This is a genomic window from Halomonas sp. Mc5H-6 (genome assembly GCF_024124705.1).
Lineage (GTDB): Bacteria > Pseudomonadota > Gammaproteobacteria > Pseudomonadales > Halomonadaceae > Vreelandella > Vreelandella subterranea.
Genome location: NZ_JAMXSI010000007.1, coordinates 15,498 through 38,247 on the forward strand (window position 1 = coordinate 15,498; position 22,750 = coordinate 38,247).

General features: G+C 57.6%; 17 protein-coding genes. 3 read left to right on the plus strand and 14 right to left on the minus strand.

From position 1 onward, the window contains the following. Nucleotides 1-79 precede the first annotated feature (79 nt). Nucleotides 80-1,543, minus strand: a complete 1,464-nt coding sequence (locus tag NH395_RS11210; protein ID WP_253024841.1) for a glyceraldehyde-3-phosphate dehydrogenase — start codon at nt 1,541-1,543, stop codon at nt 80-82. A gap of 198 nt (nt 1,544-1,741) precedes the next feature. Here NH395_RS11210 and mfd point away from each other — a divergent pair, with 198 nt between their 5' ends. Next, nucleotides 1,742-5,191 (plus strand): transcription-repair coupling factor, encoded by a 3,450-nt coding sequence (gene mfd / locus NH395_RS11215; protein ID WP_253024844.1) that lies wholly within the window; start codon nt 1,742-1,744, stop codon nt 5,189-5,191. 68 nt (nt 5,192-5,259) lie between these two features. Further along, a complete protein-coding gene (locus tag NH395_RS11220; RefSeq protein ID WP_253024846.1) occupies nt 5,260-6,414 on the plus strand; it encodes a L,D-transpeptidase family protein in 1,155 nt (384 codons plus the stop codon). A 103-nt stretch (nt 6,415-6,517) separates the two neighbouring features. Here the strand turns inward: NH395_RS11220 and NH395_RS11225 are convergent, their stop codons facing one another. The 6 genes from NH395_RS11225 to NH395_RS11250 form a co-directional block, all read right to left on the minus strand. Next, a complete protein-coding gene (locus NH395_RS11225; protein WP_085919284.1) occupies nt 6,518-6,781 on the minus strand; it encodes an Lpp/OprI family alanine-zipper lipoprotein in 264 nt (87 codons plus the stop codon). 212 nt (nt 6,782-6,993) lie between these two features. Beyond that, nucleotides 6,994-7,626, minus strand: a complete 633-nt coding sequence (locus NH395_RS11230; protein ID WP_253024848.1) for a L,D-transpeptidase — start codon at nt 7,624-7,626, stop codon at nt 6,994-6,996. A 40-nt stretch (nt 7,627-7,666) separates the two neighbouring features. After that, nucleotides 7,667-8,131, minus strand: coding sequence for a 2-hydroxyacyl-CoA dehydratase (locus tag NH395_RS11235; protein ID WP_253024850.1), 465 nt, complete (start codon nt 8,129-8,131; stop codon nt 7,667-7,669). 70 nt (nt 8,132-8,201) lie between these two features. Then, nucleotides 8,202-8,663 carry a DUF6586 family protein gene (locus tag NH395_RS11240; protein WP_253024852.1) on the minus strand — a complete coding sequence of 154 codons (462 nt, stop codon included), beginning with the start codon at nt 8,661-8,663 and terminating at the stop codon, nt 8,202-8,204. Next, the gene (topA, locus tag NH395_RS11245) at nt 8,660-11,290 is read right to left on the minus strand and encodes a type I DNA topoisomerase (protein WP_253024854.1); all 2,631 of its coding nucleotides are present in this window, start codon (nt 11,288-11,290) and stop codon (nt 8,660-8,662) included. Before topA ends, NH395_RS11240 begins: the two co-directional genes overlap by 4 nt. A 302-nt stretch (nt 11,291-11,592) precedes the next feature. After that, complete coding sequence (locus NH395_RS11250) at nt 11,593-13,947, minus strand: DUF3141 domain-containing protein (protein WP_253024856.1); 2,355 nt, start codon at nt 13,945-13,947, stop codon at nt 11,593-11,595. 293 nt (nt 13,948-14,240) lie between these two features. Between NH395_RS11250 and lipA the strand changes: the two genes are divergently transcribed. Continuing rightward, a complete protein-coding gene (gene lipA / locus NH395_RS11255; protein ID WP_253024858.1) occupies nt 14,241-15,296 on the plus strand; it encodes a lipoyl synthase in 1,056 nt (351 codons plus the stop codon). Between the two features lie 20 nt (nt 15,297-15,316). Here the strand turns inward: lipA and lipB are convergent, their stop codons facing one another. The 7 genes from lipB to mrdA all read right to left on the minus strand — a co-directional run bounded on the left by lipB (nt 15,317) and on the right by mrdA (nt 22,745). Then, a complete protein-coding gene (lipB, locus tag NH395_RS11260) occupies nt 15,317-15,985 on the minus strand; it encodes a lipoyl(octanoyl) transferase LipB (RefSeq protein WP_253024860.1) in 669 nt (222 codons plus the stop codon). Next, nucleotides 15,985-16,296, minus strand: coding sequence for a DUF493 domain-containing protein (locus NH395_RS11265; protein ID WP_066315147.1), 312 nt, complete (start codon nt 16,294-16,296; stop codon nt 15,985-15,987). The genes lipB and NH395_RS11265 overlap by 1 nt, the downstream gene beginning before the upstream one ends. A gap of 58 nt (nt 16,297-16,354) precedes the next feature. Then, nucleotides 16,355-17,554, minus strand: coding sequence for a D-alanyl-D-alanine carboxypeptidase family protein (locus NH395_RS11270; protein ID WP_253024862.1), 1,200 nt, complete (start codon nt 17,552-17,554; stop codon nt 16,355-16,357). A 67-nt stretch (nt 17,555-17,621) separates the two neighbouring features. Next, nucleotides 17,622-18,581: a septal ring lytic transglycosylase RlpA family protein gene (locus NH395_RS11275; RefSeq protein ID WP_253024864.1), complete on the minus strand. Its 960-nt coding sequence runs from the start codon at nt 18,579-18,581 to the stop codon at nt 17,622-17,624. After that, the gene (gene mltB / locus NH395_RS11280; RefSeq protein ID WP_253025115.1) at nt 18,578-19,558 is read right to left on the minus strand and encodes a lytic murein transglycosylase B; all 981 of its coding nucleotides are present in this window, start codon (nt 19,556-19,558) and stop codon (nt 18,578-18,580) included. Before mltB ends, NH395_RS11275 begins: the two co-directional genes overlap by 4 nt. Nucleotides 19,559-19,677: 119 nt before the next feature. Beyond that, the gene (gene rodA, locus NH395_RS11285; RefSeq protein WP_253024866.1) at nt 19,678-20,835 is read right to left on the minus strand and encodes a rod shape-determining protein RodA; all 1,158 of its coding nucleotides are present in this window, start codon (nt 20,833-20,835) and stop codon (nt 19,678-19,680) included. 2 nt (nt 20,836-20,837) lie between these two features. After that, nucleotides 20,838-22,745: a penicillin-binding protein 2 gene (gene mrdA, locus NH395_RS11290; protein ID WP_253024867.1), complete on the minus strand. Its 1,908-nt coding sequence runs from the start codon at nt 22,743-22,745 to the stop codon at nt 20,838-20,840. Nucleotides 22,746-22,750 lie beyond the last annotated feature (5 nt).

Here is a 22,750-nt window from a genome sequence, read left to right on the forward strand (position 1 = left end):
TTTTTATTCCATTCGCCTACAAAAACGCCACCTGATGGTGGCGTTTTTCGATTAATGATTATCAATCAAAATGGGCGGGCTAACTGGCTTGCTGGGGGAGTTTGAGAAAGCTCACGTTCGACATCTGCTGAAGAATGCGAATCACCTGGCAGCTATAGCCAAATTCGTTGTCGTACCACACATAAACGACGGCATGATGACCGTTGGCGATGGTGGCTTTGGCGTCCACAATCCCGGCGTGCCGATTGCCCACAAAATCGGACGAAACCACCTCAGGCGAATCCACGAAGTCGATTTGCTTCTGGTAGGCCGAGTCAATCGACATACGCCGCAAATAGTCGTTCAAGGCGTCAACGTTGGTTGTCTTGTCGAGCGTCAGGTTCAGGATCGCCATGGACACATTGGGAATGGGGACGCGGATCGCATTCCCCGTCAGCTTGCCTTCAAGCTCCGGCAATGCTTTCGCCACCGCCTTAGCCGCACCGGTTTCGGTCAACACCATATTGAGGGCCGCACTGCGCCCGCGGCGGTCGCCCTTGTGATAGTTATCGATCAGGTTCTGGTCGTTGGTATAGGCGTGAACGGTCTCCACGTGGCCGTTAACGACGCCATATTCGTCGTTGAGCGCTTTGAGCACCGGCACGATGGCATTGGTGGTACAGGAAGCCGCCGACACGATACGGTCCTGCTCGGTAATCGACTCATGGTTGATGCCATAGACAATATTCTTGATATCGCCTTTGCCCGGCGCCGTCAGCAATGCCTTGGAAGCGCCCTGGCATGCGACATGTTGACCCAGGCCTGCCTCGTCGCGCCATATTCCGGTGTTGTCGACGATCACCGCGTTGTTGATGCCGTAATCCGTATAGTCAATATCGCTGGGGTTATCGGCATAAATCACTTGCACCACATTACCGTTGATCGTCAGGGTGCGCGCCTCAGCGTCAACGGCAATGGTGCCCTCAAAAGGCCCGTGAACCGAATCACGGCGTAGCAGACTGGCCCGCTTCTCCAGATCCTTCGCCACATCGCCACGCCCGCGCACGACGATCGCCCGCAGCTGCAGCAGGTTGCCGCCACCGGCTTTTTCGATCAGTACTCGCGCCAGCAAACGCCCGATACGACCAAACCCATAAAGCACGACGTCCTTGGGCTCACCCTTGCTGGCACCCGGCTGGTAACCGTCGACGATCTGGTGCAGTTCCTTGCGAAGGAAGGTTTCGACATCGCCACCGCCCTGCCGCTTCAGCATCACGGCCAGCTTGCCGACATCCACGTGGGCAGGCCCAAGGTTCAGCTCGCACAGCGTTTTGACAATCGGAAAGGTGTCTTCCACCGACAGCTCAGTCCCTTCGATTTTGCGCACAAAACGATGGTCCTTGAGGATGCGGATGACCGACTGATTGATCAACGAACGCCCATACATGGTCGCCACAACATTATGCTGACGGTACAGACGGCCGACCAATGGGATCATCTGCTCCGCCAGAGCTTCGTTGCTTTGCCATTCCTGAAAAACGTTATCGAGCGTTTGCTGACTCACGTGCGGCCTCATTAAGTAATGAATAATTTTCAAGTGTATTATCCGTAGCCGCTGAATGAGCCGCAATGCCTGGATAGTCGCAGACGATGTAGGGGGATTACATAAACGGCGGTTTGACTACAAGCGGGCTGCTTCTGCCTGAAAGCATTGATCGTGTATGATCTAGGCTCCGTTTCAGCGCAGAACGACATCTTTATTATGCCCACGTTTTCTCTACTTGCTCCGCCCCAGCCCGAGGGCGTGCGCGATACACTCTATTGGACATCGCCCCCCGGTAGTGCGTCGGCGCTTGCCCTGGCACGCCTGGCCGCCGACGCTCCCTTGCTGGTGATCACGCCAAGTACCGCCAGCGCCCAGCGCCTCGAGCAGGACCTGTCGTTTTATAGCGATGTCCCGGTATTGCCCTTCCCTGACTGGGAAACGCTGCCCTATGACAGCTTTTCGCCCCACCAGGATATCGTCTCCGCTCGACTACGCACGCTGCGCCAACTTCAGGACGGGGTACGCGGTCTCGTTCTGGTCCCTATCAATACGCTGATGCAGCGCTTACCGCCCGTTGATTACATCGCCGGGCGTGTCCTGACCCTGACTGTCGGCGACAAACTCGACCGCGAGCCGTTTCGCGAGGCGCTCTCACGAGCGGGCTACCGGGCCGTGGAAACCGTCTATGAGCCGGGCGAATACGCCATGCGCGGGGCCTTGATCGACCTGTTTGCCATGGGCATGGACGCCCCCATCCGGATTGATCTGTTCGACGATGAGATCGATACCCTGCGTCATTTTGACCCGGGCAGCCAGCGCTCAACCGACAAGCTCGACAGGATCGAACTGCTGCCGGCCCATGAATACTCGCTGAGCCGCTCATCGATCGCCTGCTTCCGTGAGCAGTTCGAGACACTTTTCGATGTCGATCCGCGCCAGTGCCCGCTGTACAACGATGCCCTCAAAGGGATTCCCTCGCCGGGTCTGGAACACTACCTCCCCCTGTTTTTTGAGCAAACGGCCTCGCTGTTTGACCACTTGACCCAGGATACCCGGGTCGCCCTGCTGCCGGGCGTCTATGCGGCTGCCGAACAGCACTGGCAGGCCATCGAAAGCCGCTATGCCAACCTGGGGGTCGACCCCACACGGCCGCTTTTGCCGCCACACCGTGCATTCTTTCCGGTCAGCGATGTCTTTTCGGCCATCAAGCAGCGCCCACGAGTTGAACTGAGTGACGACCCGGAACAGCGACACGCCCTGACGCCCGAAGCCAAACCACTGCCAACGGTGGCGATCGACTCCCGGGCCAAACGGCCGCTACACGACTTTGCCAATTTCCTCGAGCACGAGAAGGATTCACGCGTGCTGCTGGTTGCCGAGTCACGCGGGCGACGCGAAGCCCTTGAAGACGTGCTGGCACCACTGTCGCTGAAACTGCCGCACGTTGACGGGTTTAAAGACTTCCTTGCCAGTGACCAGCACATCGCCATCACCGAGGGGCTGATTGACAGCGGGCTCTGGCTGACCGACCCGCCGCTTGCCGTCATCAGCGAAACAGAGCTGTTCGGCGATGTGGTCCGCCAGAGTCGACGCCGCGAGAAGGCCACCGACGATAACGAATTTGCCGTTCGCCACCTCTCAGAGCTGCGCAAAGGTGCACCCGTGGTCCACCAGGCCCACGGCGTAGGACGTTACATCGGCCTGGAAGCGCTTGAGGCCGGCGGTCAGGCCAACGAATTCTTAGCACTGGAATATGCCGACGGCGCCAAACTTTATGTGCCGGTGGATAGCCTTCACCTGATCTCGCGCTACAGCGGCGCCGAGGATGAGCTGGCCCCGCTGCATAAGCTGGGCTCGGACCAATGGGAAAAAGCCCGCAAGAAAGCCGCCGAGAAAATTCGCGACACCGCCGCTGAATTACTGGATGTCTATGCCCGTCGCGAAGCGCAGCAGGGCGTGGTGTATGAAGCGCCGGGTGATGAATACGCGCGTTTCGCGGGCAGTTTCCCGTTTGAAGAAACCGCCGATCAACAAGTCGCCATTGAAGCCGTCATCGACGATATGACATCGCCGCAACCCATGGATCGGGTCGTCTGCGGCGACGTGGGCTTCGGCAAGACCGAGGTTGCCATGCGCGCCGCTTTTCTGGCGATTCAGTCGGGCCGCCAGGTGGTGGTGCTTGTCCCTACCACCCTGCTGGCCCGCCAGCATTTTGAGAATTTCCGCGACCGGTTTGCCGACACCGCGGTCAATATCGGCCTCATCTCGCGCTTTACCCACGGCAAGGAGATGAAAAAGACGCTGGACGATATCAAGAACGGTCAGACCGACATCGTGATTGGCACCCACAAGCTGCTCGGCAATAACGTTGAGTTGCCCAAGATGGGCCTGTTGATCATCGATGAAGAACACCGCTTTGGCGTCGCCCAGAAGGAAAAGCTCAAGACCCTGCGCGCCCAGATCGATATCCTGACGTTGACCGCCACGCCCATTCCCCGGACGCTCAACATGGCAATGAGCGGCATTCGTGACCTGTCGATCATCGCGACACCACCGCCCCGTCGACTATCGGTCAAAACCTTTGTTCAGCAACATCAGGACGGCGTTATCAAAGAGGCGCTGCTGCGTGAGATACTGCGTGGTGGTCAAGTCTACTTTCTGCACAATGAAGTCAAGACCATTGAGAATACCGCCGAGCGTATTCGCTCCTTGATCCCTGAGGCCCGCGTCGCCGTTGCCCATGGCCAGCTTCCCGAACGTAACCTTGAACGGGTCATGTCCGATTTCTATCACCGCCGCTTCAACGTGCTTGTCTGCTCGACCATCATTGAAACCGGCATCGATGTGCCCAGTGCCAATACCATCATCATCGAACGCGCCGACAAGTTTGGCCTGGCACAGCTGCACCAGCTGCGTGGCCGTGTGGGCCGCAGCCACCACCAGGCTTACGCTTACCTGCTCACCCCGACGCCCAAGGCCATGACCCGGGATGCCGTCAAGCGCTTGGAGGCGATCAGCGCCTCGGATGACCTTGGCGCAGGCTTCACCCTGGCGAGTCACGACATGGAAATCCGCGGTGCGGGCGAACTGCTCGGTGATGAACAGAGTGGCCAAATGGAAACCATCGGGTACACCCTTTATATGGAAATGCTCGACCGCGCCGTGAAAGCCATTCGTGCCGGCAAGACGCCGAATATCGATGCCCCCTTCGATAGCGGCGTCGAAATCAGCCTGAACCTGCCCGCGCTGATTCCCGACGACTACATTCACGACGTCCAGCAGCGGCTTGTCATGTACAAACGCATCGCCAACACCCAAAGTGACGCCGAGCTCAAGGAACTGCAGGTGGAACTGATTGATCGCTTTGGCTTGCTGCCATCACCGCTAAAGCACCTGATACGCCAAACGCGGCTGCGCCAGCGAGCCGAGCAGCTTGGCATCAAGCGGTTAGAGGCCGGGGAGAAGCGCGGCCGAATCATCTTTGACACCCACACCCAGGTGGATCCCTACACTCTGGTCACGCTTATTCAAAGCTCGCCGCAGCACTACCGCCTGGACGGTTCGGATACGTTACGTTTTGAACTTGACATGGAAAAAGTCGACCAGCGGTTTGAACATATCGAGTCACTGTTAACCACACTCAATCAAAAAGTGGCGGCAGCCTGAAGGTTGCGGCAAACTGAACATGTTGTCATCGCCAGCGTTAGCGATGTATTCACTGATTAGGATTACTCATGAACATTCGTCATACTTTTTTTCGCTGGGGCCCTACCAGCCTCGCGGTTCTGCTGACGGCAAGCCTTTCAGCGCCGGTGATGGCCCAGTCTGCCGACGACGAGCAGGCAAACCAGGACACGCCCGAACTGAGCGACATCGCCATTGAAAGCGCAGAGCTCGTTTCGCAGAAGTCGCCAAACAACCTGCCGCGTGGGGAATTCCGTATTCCCGATGAGGGCGACATTATTGGCGAACGCTACACCATCACGATCGACAATCCGAAAGACACGCTTATCGATGTGGCCCGGCGACACAACATTGGCTATGAAGAAATTCGCATGGCCAATCCCGATGTCAGCATCTGGGTGCCTGGCGAAGGCACCGAGGTGGTTATTCCATCCCGGTATATACTGCCGCCGGTAGAACGCGAAGGCATCGTGATCAACCTTTCAGAGTTGCGGCTTTACTACTACCCCGCTGACAAGCCGGGCATCGTCGAGACCTACCCCGTCAGCGTAGGCCGCGAGGAATTCGCGACACCCGTTGGCAAGACCAAGACCACGATCAAGGTTAAGGACCCGGCCTGGTCACCCCCCGCCTCCATGCGACGCGAAGCCGCCGCACGCGGCGAACCCGCCCCTTCCATCGTGCCACCCGGCCCTGACAACCCGCTAGGCGAACACGCAATCCTGCTGGGGCTGCCCAGCTACCTGATCCACGGCACCAACCGTCCTGACGGTGTCGGCATGCGCGTCAGCCGCGGCTGTATCCGCATGTACCCGGAGGATATCGAGTCGCTCTACGAGCGTGTCCCTAGCGGCACCCCGGTGAACCTGATTGACGTCCCTTTCAAGGCTGGCTGGGCATCTGACGGCACCCTGTTCGTACAGTCTTACCCGCAGCTGGAAGAAAACCTTGAAGACTTTGAACCGCTGCTGGAAGCCCTCAATCGCATCTCGGAGCTGACCGAAGACAATATTCCGGTGGACTACTCCCAGGTAAGACGTGCCGTTGAGTCGCCCAATGGCCAGTTTATCGCCCTGTACGGGCCCCAGGCGCCCGCCGTAGAGCCGGAAGAGCCCGCAGCCGAAGAGGAAACCGACCCTCTTGAGCAAGGCATTTTCGAGCAGATCGAACTAACCGACAGCCGCCGCGCCGATGAAGAGGCATAAACGGTCCAGGCCTAAAACTGGCCACAAAAAAACCCCGCCGAGGCGGGGTTTTTCATATGCCTAATGGTTGCGAAAGCTGAGCTCTCGCAACCGCTAAGTCATATTACTTCTGCATAGAGCGCTCGAACATGCGCTCCATTTCTGCACGGTTCTGCTCAGACATCTGCAGGGCAGCTTGCGCGTCGCGCTGAGCTTGGTTTGCAGTGTTCAGAGCTTGAGAAGCCATGCTACGTGCTTCAGCGGCGTCAGCTTGTGCTGATTCGGCTGTCATGCGTACTTCTTCAAGCGCACCAGTAGAGGCACAACCGGCCAGAATGGCCAGTGAAGCAGCAGCAGCAGACATCTTCAGAGTTGTCTTAAAAGTCATCGTGTTCTCCTTGAATCTTCCTTGGGTACAACGTTAAGGGTATGACAAACATAAGCCTATGATATGAGCCTAAATTTGTCTACCTGCGGTGCAGGTTCTTGACCGTGACTTGTGCCGCGAAGCACGTAAGTCAAACGCTGTTTTATTACAATCCACAGCGGATGTCTATAGCCACGTATTTAAAACCTCGAACTTCCTTCTACAACACCAGCTTAGCGGATCACTACGCGAGTGCCAACCTTGACAAGCTCAGTCAGGCGTTCAATTTGCGAATTAGTGACGGCCACACAGCCTTGGGTCCAATTATAGCGGTCATGGATGTCGGGATCCGCCTCGCCCAACCCGTGAATACCAATGGCGCCACCGAGCACAGTATCCTGGGGCGGCTGCCGGTGGCGTCGATAATAATCAAAATAGGCATCATAATCCGACTGGGAATAGATACCCTGCTGCAGGGCCATCCGAGCGTGAGCGGGGGTCGGATAATCGACTCCCATGAAAATATACCATTTGCTGTCGTAGTTGAAGCGGTTAACCCGGAATTCGCCCAGAGGCGTGGTGTTATCACCGCGAAGCCGCTGGGTCCTGGCACCACCACGTCCGAGTGAGACAGGATGGAACTCCTCTACCACCGTATATCCGCTGAACACGGTCAGCGTTGAAGCTTTATCATCGACCAGCACCCATTGCTCATAGGGCTCACGAGGCGATGCGGCACGCTCAAGCTGGTTGGCAACCAGGTCGGGGTAGACTTCGGACGACAAAGTGACGCTGGCCGCTGCACTAGCAGCAATAGGCCAGCCAAGGGATAAGGCCAGAAAACGGCGACGGGTTACCGGCTTCATTCAATACTCTCATCAAAATGGTGGTCAGGGCGATACAGCGTTAGACGCCCTGCAGCTCTTCAATGCCTGCCACGATACGGCGGAGTTCAGCATTGTGGCCTTCCGCCAGGGCGTTAAAAAACTCAACTTCAGGTTCGATCACCGCCCGGTCGACCCGGTGGCGGTAGAGCGCCTCAAGGGTACGGTGCGCTTCAACGGCCGACTCCATGACCGATTCGATGGAATTGCCAACGGGCTTATCGGCTAATTGTTCCAGTTGCGGCGGTTGTGGAAAGTCATTGGGGTCATCAAACCATGTATCCAGCACGTCGCGCTTTTCATGTGACTCATCGAAAATAGCGCGTAGACCTGCCTGCATGCGCGTTTCATGGTCCGCCAGATAATTGAGCACCATCTGCAGTCTTTCGCTCTCGGCAGCACCGGCTTTGGCCCGGTACTGTTCCGCTAGACGCCCATGGTAGGCTTCGACCCAGACGATCAAATCTTTTACTTGGTTGTAGCGCATTGTTTCTCCCTTCCTACATCGCGGCTTCATAGAGCAACGCGGTCTAGTTAACTTCCCATTACCACATTTATTACCACTCTTGACTGGTTTCGCGCAGCGCGGCGACCTCTCGCTTGGCCGACTCGAGATGTGTCTGAAGCTGCTCGCGCAAACTGGCTTGATCGCCGACCGCGATCATCCCAGGCTGGGAAGCTCGGCGCTTAGCCACGCCTTCACTGCTGTGCAGTTTATCAAGTTGACCCACTAGCCAGTTTAGCCAAGAATCCGGATGGTGAGCCAGGTCGCGCAGGCGCTGAAGCTCTGCCATCGCCGGCCCTTCCTCAGACAAAAGGTAGCGCCAATCGTGCTGCGTCAAACGAGCGTGCTCTGTCACTTCGCGCAGCAACGACGTAAGCGCCATCTCAAAAAGAGCAAGCGCACCCTCTTCCTGCGCCATAACTCTCACCACGGCATGCTCGTCATCTTCAGTGGCTGAAGTCGCCAGTAGTTCAGCCTGATAGAGCAACTGATTGGTACGCGAACGATCACTCATTTTTTGCGCTTATCCTCCACGTGCCATTTGCCGCCTTCAAAGGTCGCTTTCCAGCCTGTCGTCTTGCCATCCTCGTCGGTCATCACGTACTGCTCTTTGAACTTGCGCGAGTAGCGAATCTGCGCCGGCCGTCCATCGGGGTCTTCGCTGGGCGCCTTGAGGATGAAATGATACTTCTCAGGCAGCTCATCCGCATGGGCCTTGAGCTCTTTGACAAGCGGCGGGCGCGTTTCACGGTTTTTGGGAAACTTGCTCGCTGCCAAAAAGAGCCCGCTGGCACCGTCACGCAGTACGTAATGATCATCGACTTTCTGGCAGGCCAGTTCCGGCATATCGATGGGGTCCATCTTCGGCGGCGCCACTTCGCCACTCTTCAACAGCTTGCGGGTATTTTTACATTCACTGTTGGTACAACCAAAATACTTGCCAAAGCGCCCTGACTTCAGCTGCATGTCCGCACCGCACTTATCGCATTCGATAAGTGGCCCGTCATAGCCCTTGATCTTGAACTTGCCGGTTTCAACCTCATAGCCTTCGCAATCCGGGCTATTGCCACAGATATGCAGCTTACGGGTCTCATCGATCAGATAGTTATCCATCGCCGTGCTGCAGATCGGGCAACGCCGCTTGGCACGCAGCGCGTCGGTTTCCGCTTCCTCACCCGCGTCAGCCGCCACGGCCTCTTCACCGGGAATCAGGTCGATGGTGGTTTTGCAGCGCTCTTTCGGCGGCAGGTTATAACCACTGCAGCCGAGGAACACGCCTGTCGAGGCGGTACGTATCTGCATATGGCGACCGCAGGCGGGGCAGTCGATATCGGTGGGCACCGGTTGGTTGGGCCGCATGCCGTCTTCGCTTTCAGCCTGGACCAGCTCTTCCCGAAATTCTTCATAGAAGGCATCCAGCAGGGCCTGCCAGTTACGCTCACCTTCGGCGACTTCGTCCAGGCTGTCTTCCATGCGGGCGGTAAACGAAAAGTCCATCAGATCAGGGAAGGACTCCTTTAGGCGCTCAGTCACGATATCGCCGAGTTTTTCGGCATAGAACCGGCGACTTTCGAGCCTTACGTAGCCGCGATCCTGGATCGTCGAGATGATCGAGGCGTAGGTCGACGGACGGCCAATACCCTGCTTTTCCAGCTCCTTGACCAGACTTGCCTCGGTGTAGCGTGCGGGCGGCTTGGTAAAATGCTGCTGCGGGTCAAGGGCCTCGAGCGACATGGACGTGCCGATGGGCAGGTCCGGCAGGCGCTGGTCTTCATTCTTGCCGCTGGGTTTCATTACCCGCGTGTAGCCGTCGAACTTCAGCACACGCCCCTTGGCACGCAGTTCATAGCCGTCAACGTCGATACTCAGCGTGCTGGAAAGATACTCGGCGGGGGTCATCTGACAGGCCACGAACTGACGCCAGATAAGCTCGTAAAGACGCTCGGCATCACGCTCCATGCCCACCAAATCGGTTGCCTGGCGGTCAACGCTCGACGGACGAATGGCCTCGTGGGCCTCCTGGGCGCTTTCCTTGCTGGTATAGCGGTTGGCTTCTTCGGGCAAATAACGCGTGCCGTATTCTTCACCAATAAAGGTCCGTACGTTGTCCACCGCATCTTTCGAAAGATTGGTCGAATCGGTACGCATATAGGTGATATAACCCGCCTCGTAAAGACGCTGGGCCATGGTCATGGTCTTTTTGACCGAGAACCCCAGCCGTCCGCTGGCCGCCTGCTGCAATGTCGAAGTGATAAAAGGCGCTGTCGGCTTCGAGCTGGTGGGCTTATCTTCCCGCGAGGTGATCGAAAGCGACGCACTCCTAAGCCGCTCGATACGCGCCAGCGTGTCCTTTTCAGACGTTGGGCGGAAGGCCTTGCCATCCTGCCGAGCCAGCACGAAGCGCACCTGTTCACCATCCGGCGAGGCAAGGTCAGCGTGCACATCCCAGAACTCTTCGGGAATGAAGGCGCGTATTTCCCGCTCGCGCTCGACGATCAAGCGCACGGCAACCGACTGCACGCGCCCCGCCGAGAGCCCCCGGGCGATCTTGGCCCAGAGCAACGGCGACAGCATGAAGCCCACCACACGATCAAGAAAACGTCTGGCCTGCTGGGCTTCAACGCGCGGAATATTCAGCGCCCCAGGGGCTTTAAAAGCGTCCTGAATGGCGTTTTTGGTGATTTCGTTGAACACTACGCGCTTATAGCGGCTGTCGTCCCCGCCGATGGTTTCGCGCAGGTGCCAGGCGATGGCTTCCCCTTCACGGTCCAAATCCGTTGCCAGATAAACGGCATCGGCCTTCTCGGCCAGCTTCTTGAGTTCGGCAACGACTTTTTCCTTGCCGGGAAGTACTTCGTAATGCGCTTTCCAGCCGTTGTTGGGGTCGATGCCCATCCGCCGTATCAGCTGGTCCTGCGCCTTGCGCTTCTTATATTCGGCTTTATCGTCCGCCGACATTTTTCGTGTAGCCGCGGCTTGGCGAGCGCGCTCCTTGGGGTCAGAGGCTGTCTTACCCGAGCCGCTGGTCGGCAGGTCACGGATATGACCCACGCTCGACTTTACGATGAAATCGTTGCCGAGGTACTTATTGATCGTCTTCGCTTTGGCGGGCGACTCGACGATGACCAGTGACTTACCCATAGTGCTCCACTTTCTGAGTGCACACGCTGAGGTGCGATGAATACGATGCCGCAACAGCCATCAAAACCGTGCGTCCGAAAAAATGCGCCTACCCTACCCCAGCCCATAACGAAGCGCCAGTGGTGAGCACGAGGATGCCGTCGAACCGATGATGAAGAACATCACATTTTTCAACTAATTTGTAGCTAGACACTAGACTGCCGATTGCGCAACGGCAACCCAAAAATCAACGCCACGCCAGGCGGCCCCCAACGCAAACGCCCCTGCCGTTGGGCAGGGGCGTGTGGCAATCGATTGAACCGCTATTGCTCAGGCGGCGATTTGCGCCGTGGCGTCGTGGATTTCTTGGCATTGGCTGTCGATGCCTTGTCCGGCGCTGCCTGGGGAGACTGCTTGGGCGTCTGAGGACTTGACGCAACGGCTTTTTCAACAGGCCGGGCCTGATTAAACAACTCACTGACCTGGGCAAAGCGCGATGCGGCATGCTCAGAGAGTTCGCCACTGGCTGACAGCACATCCCCCAGATGCGAAAGATGGGCATCGATCTCGTCGTTGGTCTGGCCCTCGAGCAGGGTAGGCAGCGTGTTGAGCGCCTGCTCCCGATCCAGTTTCAGGATAAAGAACTGTTCACGCACCAGGCGCTTGAAGTCGCTTAAGTTGGCGCTGGGCTCCAATGCCGCTCGAGAAGCGCGCAGCCGCTTGAAGTTGCGCTCGTCCGTTGCAGGCGCGCCACCCAGTACGTAAATGACAGCACGCATGACCGCTTCGTGAGGCCCACCCTGGGCAATCTTGGCCAGCAGCTCGTTCTCGCGCTGCTCCAGGAAGCGGCGATGTTCCGGCTCGTCGCCGGGGCGACGGCGGTGCACGTGAGCGTCACCGTAAAGCCCAACGGCGGCCTGTAGCAGGGGTTGGCCGTAGATATCCATGAACAGTCGCTCGGTGGCGCCGTCACGGGCATCACGCCAGGCATTGAGCCCTGCCACGATCTGATCAGAGGCCATGGTTTCAAATGCCTTGAACAGGTTGTCCTTGTCCACCGGATGACGCGACTGACGCACCTGCTCGGCCATCACGGGCAGCGGCACACTCATCGGGTTACGATCAGAAAGCAGCTTGTAGCCCAACCGAATGGGATGCATACGACGGATCCAACGGGCGGCTTCAGGGGTCATGACCGCCTGCAGCCAGGGCTGCATATAAAGCCGGTACAGCCCAAGATTGATTTCGGAAATACGCGCCACGGTGGCGAAACGCCGGTCATCTTCAGGCTTGTGCATGACTTCACGGTCTAATTCTTCAAAATCCCGCGGCGAGAACTCGAGCAGATAGTCCCGCTCGAGGCTTTCGCCGCCGTGGCGGTCATCGGCGTGTGTAATCGTGGTTTCGTAAAGCCCCGGCGGCATCACATCGATATAATCCATGTTGGCCGTGAACTCGGTATGCTCCTTACGCGACACGCTGCTCGACACGAAGATGCCCAGGTGCCCGGTTGTATCATGCTGGCAATAAACAATGGTTTGTTCATTGGCAATGATATCTTTTTCATCTTCGTATAAATCGCGGATCCAACCCAATGCCTGCGGCGGCGGCGTAATATCGTCGCCCCGCGAACAGAACACCACCACCGGCGAACGCACATTGCGCAAATCGATGCGACGGCCATCGCGAGTGACCAGCTGGGCAGTGGACAGCCGATTGCCGACGAAGAGGTTATCGACGATATATTGAATCTCTTCGCCACCGAGGACTACGTGGCCGCCCCACCAGCGCTCGAACTCGAGGTAACGGTTTGACTCGGTATCGATATTGGCAAACAGGTGGTACTGCTTCTTCCAATAGGTATTCGCCGGGTTGAGACGTTCGAAATTCTGCACCAGCCAGGCGCCGTCGAACAGGCCGTTACCCAGATCGCTGGTCATGGCGGTTATCCAGCTACCGCCGGTCATGCCACCAGTATAGCGCATGGGAGCCTTGCCATGCTCGCCTGCCCAATACGAAAGCGGCGCACCGGCGATCAGAATAGGGCCGAACACCTCAGGTTCCAGGGCCGCCGCCATCATGATCTGCCAGCCCGCCTGGCAGTTGCCAACCACCATGGGCTTCTCGCTGGTTTCGGGATGGCGCTCGATCACATGACGCAGAAACGCCACCTCGGACTCGACCACATCTTCAACCGTTTGTCCGGGCTCGGGAAACGGCAGGAAGCCGATGAAGTAGCACGGATGGCCAGCTTTCAACGCGACGCCAAGCTCGCTGTCGGGCTTGAAACCACCGATACCGGGTCCATGGCCAGCACGCGGATCGACCACCACAAAAGGACGGCTTCCCGGATCCGTTTCAATGCCTTCCGGCGGTATCACGCGCAGCAGTTCATAGTTGGTGGGCTGCGGCAAGGTGCGTCCATCCACCAGCACTTCGGTGTCAAACCCCAGCACGCTCGGTTTGGTCTGTTCCATGTGTGCCAGGTATTGATTCCCGCGCTCGCGCATCACGTCCAGGTAAAGCACGCTACGCTCAACGCTATCTCGCCAGTAATCAAAAGCGGCGCGGCCAAACCCGAAAGGATCGAACAGCGTGGCCATGGCATCACCGACAGATGCCGTCGCTTTATTCTGGAGGGTAGGAGTCGGCAACAGAGGGTTAGCGAAGAAATTCATAGAGTCTCCCATTGGGTTGATGCGGTAGCACCGAACCCGAAAGCAATGATGCTGCAACGCAATATAGTTTAGGCCTTTCCCCGCATCACGTCGATGCCTAACGCCGACCCATTGGTATAATCTATTGACGACGTGCCGACCGTCGGCAACAGGTATCCAGCCTGCGGTGTCATGCAAAAGCCAACCTATGTTACATTATGCATTACTACCTACGTATCAATCGGCATGCAGTCGGACATGGCTTACATCGCCGCATGACCTTGCCTGCCGCCCAGTAGAGAGGCTCTCTCGCTATGAGCAATAACACCTCGCCACGTGTCCCCAGCGGTGAAAAATTCCGCAATGAACACGGCATGACGGTGATTAAAGATGGCATGAAGCAGCGCAAAGCAGACGCCGATGCCCCTTCTCTGGATCGCAAGCCCAAATGGCTTCGCGCTCAAATCCCAGGTGGCGAGCGCTTCGAGGCGGTCAAGAAGAATGTTGCCACCCACCGGCTCAGCACTGTCTGTGCTGAATCCCACTGCCCCAACATGGGCGAGTGCTGGAGCAACGGCACGGCGACGATCATGCTGATGGGGTCGGTATGCACCCGCGCCTGCCGTTTCTGCGCGGTCGATACCGGTAATCCGAAAGGCTGGCTCGACCAGGAGGAGCCAGACAACACGGCAAAATCCGTCGAGCTGATGGGCCTGCGCTATATCGTGCTTACCTCGGTGGACCGCGACGACCTGGACGACGGTGGCGCCAGCCACTACGCCAATTGCATTCGCGCCATCAAGGCACGCACCCCTCACGTCGTGGTTGAAGCACTGACCCCGGATTTCGACGGGGTGCCAGCGGCCATCGAGCAAGTGGCCGATTCAGGGCTGGAAGTCTTTGCCCAAAACGTCGAAACGGTTGAACGCTTGACCAGCCGCGTCCGTGACCCGCGTGCGGGCTACCGCAAAACCCTGGACGTCCTGGCCCACGCCAAACGCTACCGCCCTGACGTGATCACCAAAACTAGCTTGATGCTCGGCCTAGGTGAAACGGACGAGGAAATTCTCAAGACATTCGACGACCTGCGCGAAATCGGCGTCGATATCGTGACCTTGGGACAATATTTGCGTCCGACCAAGAATCACCTGCCAGTGGAGCGCTGGGTAACGCCTGAAGAGTTCGACCGCTACCGCGAAATCGGGCTTGAGAAAGGCTTTATGGAAGTGCCATCGGGTCCGCTTGTACGCTCGAGCTACCGTGCCGACCGTGTGTTCGAGAAGAACAACCTCGGGCTGGCGTCGCCGGCTGCGGTACCCGGCCAGGAAGAGCCAGATCCCAATATCATACCGGCCCTCAATGTCGGCTAATCAGCCCCACGGCGCCACCGCTATGCAAGCAGCGGTGGCGGCTGCACGGCGGTTACCAGCGAACGGCTTAACTGAAAAGCCAGCGCTTCAGCCAACTGCTCGCCTACCCGGTGGTCGCTTGGCAAGGTCACCCAGTCTGCCAGGCGAGTCATCGGCATCCCCGCATAGCCACAGGGGTTGATGTAAGAAAAGGGCGTCAGGTCACCGTCGACATTGAGCGCCACACCGTGAAAACTCGCTCCGCGGCGGATACGTAGCCCTAGCGACGCTATCTTGGCTTCCCCTGCTTCGCCCTTCACATAGACGCCCGGCGCATCGGGACGCGCCCTTGCCGACACACCGTAATCTGCCAGCACGCTAATCACCGCATTTTCAAGCGCGGTCACCAGCGTGCGCACGCCCAGCTTACCTCGCCGCACATCAAGCAACGGATACAACACCACCTGACCAGGGCCATGGTAGGTTACCTGCCCGCCCCGGTCGGTCTGCACGACCGGAATATCGCCAGGCATCAACACATGCTCGGGCTTACCGGCCTGCCCCTGGGTAAATACCGGGTCGTGCTCAACCAACCAAAATTGATCAGGCGTCTGTGGATCTCGATGATCCGTCAACGAACGCATGGCCTGCCACACCGGCAGATAGGGCTTGCGGCCCAATACATGCAGTTCGATGGGCGGTGTCGTCATTACACCACCATATGTACGAGGCCAGTGGCCTTAAGCTCGTCGAACAGTTGCTTAAGCTGTTGCTCACCGGTGGCCGTGATGGTGACCCTTACGGATTGAAAGCGTCCGTTTCGGCTATCAATGACTTGCATCGTCGTTTCATCAAAGTCGGGCGCGTGCCGAACAATCACCTGGCAAACCCGTGCCGGGAAATCCTCGGTGGCGTCGCCGACTACTTTTAACGGATAGGGGCACGGAAAGCTGATCTTGGGCGCTTCTTGTGCCGCCGGCTGACGCAGATCGCGAAAGCTGTTTTGTCCACCTTTTGACATGACAAACTCACTGGTTTTGCAAATGATATTCCTGCTTCGACGGCAAGACGGCCGAGTATCAGTCAGTAAAATTACTGATCAGATTAGAGAAAAAGCGGCGCACCTGATCAAGCAACTGCTTGAAAAAGCCCCCCTCCTCAACGTCTTCCAGTGCCACTAGCTGCCGCTCACCAACGACATCGTCACCCATGTGAATCTCAAGCGTACCTACTTCGTCGCCAACGCTGAGCGGTGCCTGGAGCTCAGCATCAAGGTTCAGGCGGGCGCGCAGCTCGTCATTGCGGTTGCGCGGCAATGTCATGGTGACGGCTTCATCCACCCCAACGCGAACCTCATTGATATCCCCCCCCCATATACGCGGCGTAGCCAGCACGGCACCACGTTCGTAAAGGCTCATGGTTTCAAAAAACCGGAAGCCATAGCTGAGCAGCTTCTGGGTTTCCTGAGCCCGGGCCTCTTCAGAATCGGTTCCCATGACCACGGAAATCAACCGCATGTCGTCTCGTTTAGCCGACGACACCAGACAGTAACCGGCCTCGGAAGTCCAGCCGGTTTTCAAGCCGTCGACCGTTGGGTCACGCCACAGGAGGCGGTTACGGTTCGGTTGCGTAATTCCGCCATAGGTAAACTCGCGTTCAGAGTAGATGGCGTAATGCTCTGGATAGTCATTGACGATATGTTGCGTCAAAAGCGCCATATCGCGGGCAGAAGAATAGTGGTTTTCTCCCGGCAGCCCCGTCGGGTTTTCAAAATTGGAGTTTTCCATGCCCAGTCGCGAAGCATGCTGGTTCATCAAATCGGCAAACGGGGCTTCACCGCCGGCCAGGTGCTCGGCCATCGCCACACTGGCGTCATTGCCCGACACAATGATGATGCCATGCAGCAGGTCTTCAACCGCGACCTGGTCGCCGACTTCGACGAACATTTTAGAGCCGCCCGTGCGCCACGCTTTTTCACTGATGCTTACCTGGTCATCAAGGGCAATGCTCCCGCGATCCAGCTCACGCTCTACCAGATAGGCGGTCATTAACTTGGTCAAGCTGGCGGGTGGCAAGCGCTCATCTGCATTATGTTGCGCCAACACTTTGCCGCTGTCGGCATCCATTAATATCCACGAGCTGGCGGCCAATTGCGGTGGTGCTGGAATTAGGGTTTGCGGCTGGGGAACCTCTTGGGCACTGACAGCAGGGGCAACCACAATGGCCGCCGCAAATACACAACGCCGAGCGGAAGAAAATAAAGCATTGAACACTTTCATGATGACATTCTCATTAACTTGAAAAAAACGCGATCGTTAGCACGCGTCAAAAAATAACGGTCAGCAATTATCGCACGATAAACACATCGGTAAAGCCCGCATCGTGTAACGCTTTGCGAGCGTCACTCTCTTGATCGGCAGCGACCGGCCCTACCTGTACCCGATAAATGTCGTCGTCTTGGTTCACACGCACATCATGAGATATGGCATTGGTCAGTTGCGCACGCATTTTCTGGGCGTTTTGAGCGTTGCCTAACGCGGCTATTTGTAAATAGACGACCCCGTCACTTGGCTCGCTCGGCGGATTATCTCGGTTGCGCTCTGCGGTTTCCGCTAAACCTGCCGTCGCCGTATCGGGCACGGGCGTTGGCCGAGAGGGATTGCGCGAATGCTGCGCCTGCCACTGCTCGGGATTTATTGCCTCGACCTTCACCTCGCCGGTCCCTTGATCCAGAATGTCCAGCCTGGCGGCTGCCGCATAGGAAAGGTCAATTTCGCGATCACTGTGGAATGGGCCACGGTCATTAACCCGGACTATCACCGACTGTCCGTTATGTTCGTTGGTCACGCGCGCGAAGGTGGGCAGCGGTAGCGAACGGTGCGCCGCCGACATTTTGTACATGTCATAGATTTCACCGTTCGAGGTTGCATAACCGTGGAACTTTTCACCGTACCAGGAGGCCAGCCCCTGCTTGCTGTACCCGTCAGCACTGGGCAAGACATGATAAGTTTTACCCCACACCTCGTAGGTTGACCGATTGCCCGCCCGAGAAAGCGGTTCATCCCGGGGAACCGCATCCGGCACACTGGAGACATCCGGCGGCTCGAGCGGATAGGCATCTCCACTCATGGCGTAACGCCCACCGGCAGTATCACGGTCATTGCTCGACTCGGCACTCTCTACTGGGCGATTTTGCGCTGACTGGCTTGAGCCACTCATCGGCTCGCGACTCGCACAGCCGCTGACGACAACCAGAATCAAGGCCGTCCAACCTATTTGCTGCCAGACTTTAGCGTCATACTTCATGCGTCATCCTCACCCTGGGGCTCTTTTACGCCCACCTCTTGCGCCTCAGCCGCGATGGCCTCCGCCAACTCGGCAACGGCCATGGCGTAAAGATGGCTGTGATTGTAGCGGGTAATTACGTAAAAATTGTGGTCGCCGAGTCGATACGTCAGTTGACCATCGCTCAGGGTAAGCACCAGAGGCGTGACTGTGGCACTCTTGTTCAGTGCCACATCGGGCGTGATACCGGCACTTTCCAACGCCTCCAACGACGTATCGGGCGGGGTTATCTGGTTGATGGTCAGATCCGATGGCGCTGTTTCAGGCCCCTTGGCTGGGTAATAGACAGCGCCCCCTTCCTGCCAGCCGTGCTCCGCGAAATAATTGGCAACGCTGCCAATCGCATCAACCGGGTTGTTCCAAAGATCGCGCTGCCCGTCTTCATCGAAGTCAACGGCATAGGCCTGGTAGCTTGTCGGAATGAACTGTGGGTAGCCCATTGCCCCGGCGTAGGAACCCTTGAGGACCACAGGGTCAACCTGTTGCTCATACGCAATCTGTAGGAAGGCCCCTAGCTCACGGGTAAAAAAATCGCCCCGGCTGGGGTGTTCGAAGGCCAGTGTCGCCAAGGAGTCCAGTACCGGGTGATCCCCCCGATAGCGGCCATAATAGGTCTCGACGCCGATAATCGCCGTGATGATGTCACGGGGAACACCATAAACGTCTTCCGCCTTGGCAAACGCCTCCTGATGGGCTTGCTGGAATTCGACGCCTTCTTCAATGCGTTGCTGGGTCATGAAAATATCGCGGTACTCGTGCCATTCAAGGTGGCGCTCGGCGGCCCCCGCCATGGCATCCAGCACCGGTTGACGCAGCCTGGCCTGACGCAACTGTCGGTTTAACCAGTCGCTCGGCAAGCCTTCGCCTTCAAGGCTTTCCACCAGAGCCTGCGCGCCTGAATGGTGCCCGGGGTCGAAAGGATGGCCATCCTCCGCCATTAGAGGCAACGCCAGGCCGCCGACCATGACACCCAACACGCCGACACCTGCCATCCGTTTGGCTCTATTCATTCACTCACTGCTCCTGTGGGCTGCGCTGTGATTTTCTATCGCTACCGCTAGCGTGGAAGAAGCCGACGATGCGCGTGAATCGACATGAGAATACCGAACCCTAACAACAAGGTCACGCTTGAGGTGCCGCCGTAGCTGACCAGCGGCAACGGCACCCCAACGACCGGCAATATGCCACTCACCATACCGATATTGACAAATACATAGATAAAAAACGTCAGAATAATGCTGCCCGCGACCAGACGGCCAAAGGTATTTTGTGACTCGCTTGCCAACCACAGCCCGCGACTCACGATCAGCAGGTACAGGAAGATCAATACCACCATGCCAACAAGGCCAACCTCTTCGCCCAGCACCGCAACGATAAAGTCGGTGTGACGCTCAGGCAGAAACTCCAGTTGCGATTGCGTCCCCTCAAGCCACCCCTTGCCGAAAACACCACCGCTACCAATGGCGGTGGTCGACTGGATGATATTCCAGCCTGAACCCAGCGGATCCGTCTCCGGGTTCAGGAACGTCAGTATGCGCTGCCGCTGGTAGTTATGTAGGTTCATCCACAGCAAGGGAAAGCCGGAAACCAGCAGCACAAACACCAGCCCGATCAATCGCCACGACAAGCCGGCCAGCAACACGACAATGATCGCTGCACTAGCGACCAGCAGCGATGTACCCAAATCGGGCTGGGCGGCAATCAACGCCACTGGAAGACCAATAATCAACGCGCACACCGCGATGTCTTTCAGCTTAGGCGGCAGCTCACAGCGGTAGAGATACGCCGCCACCATCATGGGGACAGCCAGCTTCATCATCTCTGAAGGCTGAAAGCGTATGACACCGGGGATTTCCAGCCAGCGCTGGGCACCCATGCCAATGTCACCGACCAGTTCTACGGCGACCAGCATCAGCACGCCGATCCCGTAAGCCACGGGCGACCAGCGCAAAAAGAAGATCGGTGAAAACTGAGCCACCACCACCATTGCCACCAGCGCCACGCCAAAGCGGATGGCTTGGGCAATGACCACGTTCATGCTCTGTCCAGAGGCGCTATAGATCACCAAAAGGCCACTGCCCATCAGGATCAGAAGAAGGCCCAATAGCCAGGGGTCAAGGTGGATGCGCTCCCAGATACTGCGACGCTTGGGAATACCGCTACTGGAACGCACCGGATTACCGCGTATTGATCGGGTGATTGCCTGCCATGGCATGGTCAGTTGCCCTCCACATTGCTGGTATCGGTTTCCAGGGTCTCTCGCACTTCATCGACTTCGGGGGCATCGTCATCCAGCAACCATTCATCGGTCATCGCCCGGGCCAGGTGAGCAGCATGGGTACTCCCGCCACCGGCATTTTCAACGATGACCGAAACGGCAATTTGCGGGTCTTCAATAGGCGCAAAGGCGATGAACAGCGCATGGTCACGCAGGCGTTCTTCGAGCTCATCGGCGTTGTAGCGCTGGTCCTGACCCAGTGAAAACACCTGTGCAGTGCCGGATTTACCACCCATGCGATACTCAAGCCCCTCACCGGTACGCCGCGCGGTCCCCTCTCTGCCGCTTACCACTTTTTCCATGCCGCTGAACACGCTGTCCCACCAATCGTCTTGGGCCAGATTGATATCGTCCGGGGTATCAGGCAGATCCCGTGCCAGCGGCGTATCACCAATCTTCCGCGCCAGACGAGGCTTTACCCAGTGTCCACGGTTAGCCAACGTGGCCGTGGCGGTAGCCAACTGCAGCGGCGTGACCTGCCAGTACCCCTGGCCAATGCCCACGGATAGTGTCTCGCCTGGATACCAGGACTGGTTAAAACGTTCGCGCTTCCATTCGCGGGATGGCATCAAGCCTGAGCTTTGGCTCTGGACATCATGCGCGACGCGCTGACCAAACCCGAAGTTGGTCATTTGCTCGTGGAGGCTATCAATGCCCATTTCGTGAGCCAGCGAGTAATAGAAGGTATTGTTGGACACTGCCAGCGAGCGCTCCAGATCGACTCGCCCATGCCCCCAGCGCAACCAGTTGCGATAGCGCCGTGAATCATTGGGCAATTGATAATAGCCAGGGTCGTTGATGGTGGTATCGGGCGTGATCGCCCCTTCGACAAGCCCGCCAAGCGCCAGGAAAGGCTTGATCGTCGAACCAGGCGGGTAGTGGCCGCGAGTCGCCCGGTTGAACAGCGGCAGGTTCAGGTTTTCCTGAAGCGCTTGATACGAAGCCCTGTCGATACCGGTAACAAACTGATTACTGTCAAAACCGGGCGTTGACACCATGGCAAGTATTTCACCACTGTCTGGCTCGATGGCAACGATTGACCCGCGGCGACCATCCATCAATTCGTAAGCCAGCATCTGCAGCGACGAGTCAAGGGTCAAGGTCAAATCCTTGCCGGGAACCGGGTCGGTGCGTCCAAGCTCTCGCAGTACACGCCCCCGGGCGTTGGTTTCAACCCTGCGCAAACCTGCCTGGCCGTGCAGCTCATCCTCATAGAACCGCTCGATGCCGGTTTTACCGATAAAATGTGTACCGGCATAGCGGGTGGCATCCAGGTCGGCTAACTCTTCGGCGTTGATTCGCCCGACATAACCCAGCGCATGTGCCATCACCTCAGCATTGGGGTAATAACGCAGTAACTGAGCTTCGACCTCAACCCCCGGCAGTTGATGACGGTTAACGGCTAACCGGGCAATCTGCTCTTCACTGAGGTCGCTGGCCAGCAGAACCGGCTGGAAGGGGCGCTGCCATTGCTTTGAGCGTTCATAGAAGGTGTCGATCTCTTCGCCGTTGAGTTCAAGAAGCTCGACCAGAAGTTCCAGGGTTTCGTCGACGTCTTCCGAGCGCTCGCGCACCAGAGTCAGGTTGTAGGTGGGACGGTTTTCCGCCAGCAGCACCCCGTTACGGTCGTATATCAACCCTCGGTTAGGCGGAAGGGGTTCAACCCGCACACGGTTTTTTTCGGAGCGTGTGCTGTAAACATCGTGCTGGACAACCTGCAGATAGGCCAGACGACCGACCAACAGGGTCGTCAAAGCCACCACGACCACAAGGGCCAGTAGCGCTCTGGCACGAAAAATCCGCAGTTCTTGCTCGGTATTCTTAAGCTTGTCTGAGCGCGGTGGCATAGCGA

Excerpts from the sequence above, each read along its gene's own strand:
- NH395_RS11230 (WP_253024848.1), bottom strand. The coding sequence starts at position 7,626 with ATGAAGCCGGTAACCCGTCGCCGTTTTCTGGCCTTATCCCTTGGCTGG.
- mfd (WP_253024844.1), top strand. The coding sequence starts at position 1,742 with ATGCCCACGTTTTCTCTACTTGCTCCGCCCCAGCCCGAGGGCGTGCGC.
- rodA (WP_253024866.1), bottom strand. The coding sequence starts at position 20,835 with ATGCCATGGCAGGCAATCACCCGATCAATACGCGGTAATCCGGTGCGT.
- lipA (WP_253024858.1), top strand. The coding sequence starts at position 14,241 with ATGAGCAATAACACCTCGCCACGTGTCCCCAGCGGTGAAAAATTCCGC.
- NH395_RS11240 (WP_253024852.1), bottom strand. The coding sequence starts at position 8,663 with ATGAGTGATCGTTCGCGTACCAATCAGTTGCTCTATCAGGCTGAACTA.
- mltB (WP_253025115.1), bottom strand. The coding sequence starts at position 19,558 with ATGGCGGAGGATGGCCATCCTTTCGACCCCGGGCACCATTCAGGCGCG.
- NH395_RS11220 (WP_253024846.1), top strand. The coding sequence starts at position 5,260 with ATGAACATTCGTCATACTTTTTTTCGCTGGGGCCCTACCAGCCTCGCG.
- NH395_RS11250 (WP_253024856.1), bottom strand. The coding sequence starts at position 13,947 with ATGAATTTCTTCGCTAACCCTCTGTTGCCGACTCCTACCCTCCAGAAT.
- lipB (WP_253024860.1), bottom strand. The coding sequence starts at position 15,985 with ATGACGACACCGCCCATCGAACTGCATGTATTGGGCCGCAAGCCCTAT.
- topA (WP_253024854.1), bottom strand. The coding sequence starts at position 11,290 with ATGGGTAAGTCACTGGTCATCGTCGAGTCGCCCGCCAAAGCGAAGACG.
- NH395_RS11270 (WP_253024862.1), bottom strand. The coding sequence starts at position 17,554 with ATGAAAGTGTTCAATGCTTTATTTTCTTCCGCTCGGCGTTGTGTATTT.
- NH395_RS11275 (WP_253024864.1), bottom strand. The coding sequence starts at position 18,581 with ATGAAGTATGACGCTAAAGTCTGGCAGCAAATAGGTTGGACGGCCTTG.
- NH395_RS11265 (WP_066315147.1), bottom strand. The coding sequence starts at position 16,296 with ATGTCAAAAGGTGGACAAAACAGCTTTCGCGATCTGCGTCAGCCGGCG.
- NH395_RS11225 (WP_085919284.1), bottom strand. The coding sequence starts at position 6,781 with ATGACTTTTAAGACAACTCTGAAGATGTCTGCTGCTGCTGCTTCACTG.
- NH395_RS11235 (WP_253024850.1), bottom strand. The coding sequence starts at position 8,131 with ATGCGCTACAACCAAGTAAAAGATTTGATCGTCTGGGTCGAAGCCTAC.
- mrdA (WP_253024867.1), bottom strand. The coding sequence starts at position 22,745 with ATGCCACCGCGCTCAGACAAGCTTAAGAATACCGAGCAAGAACTGCGG.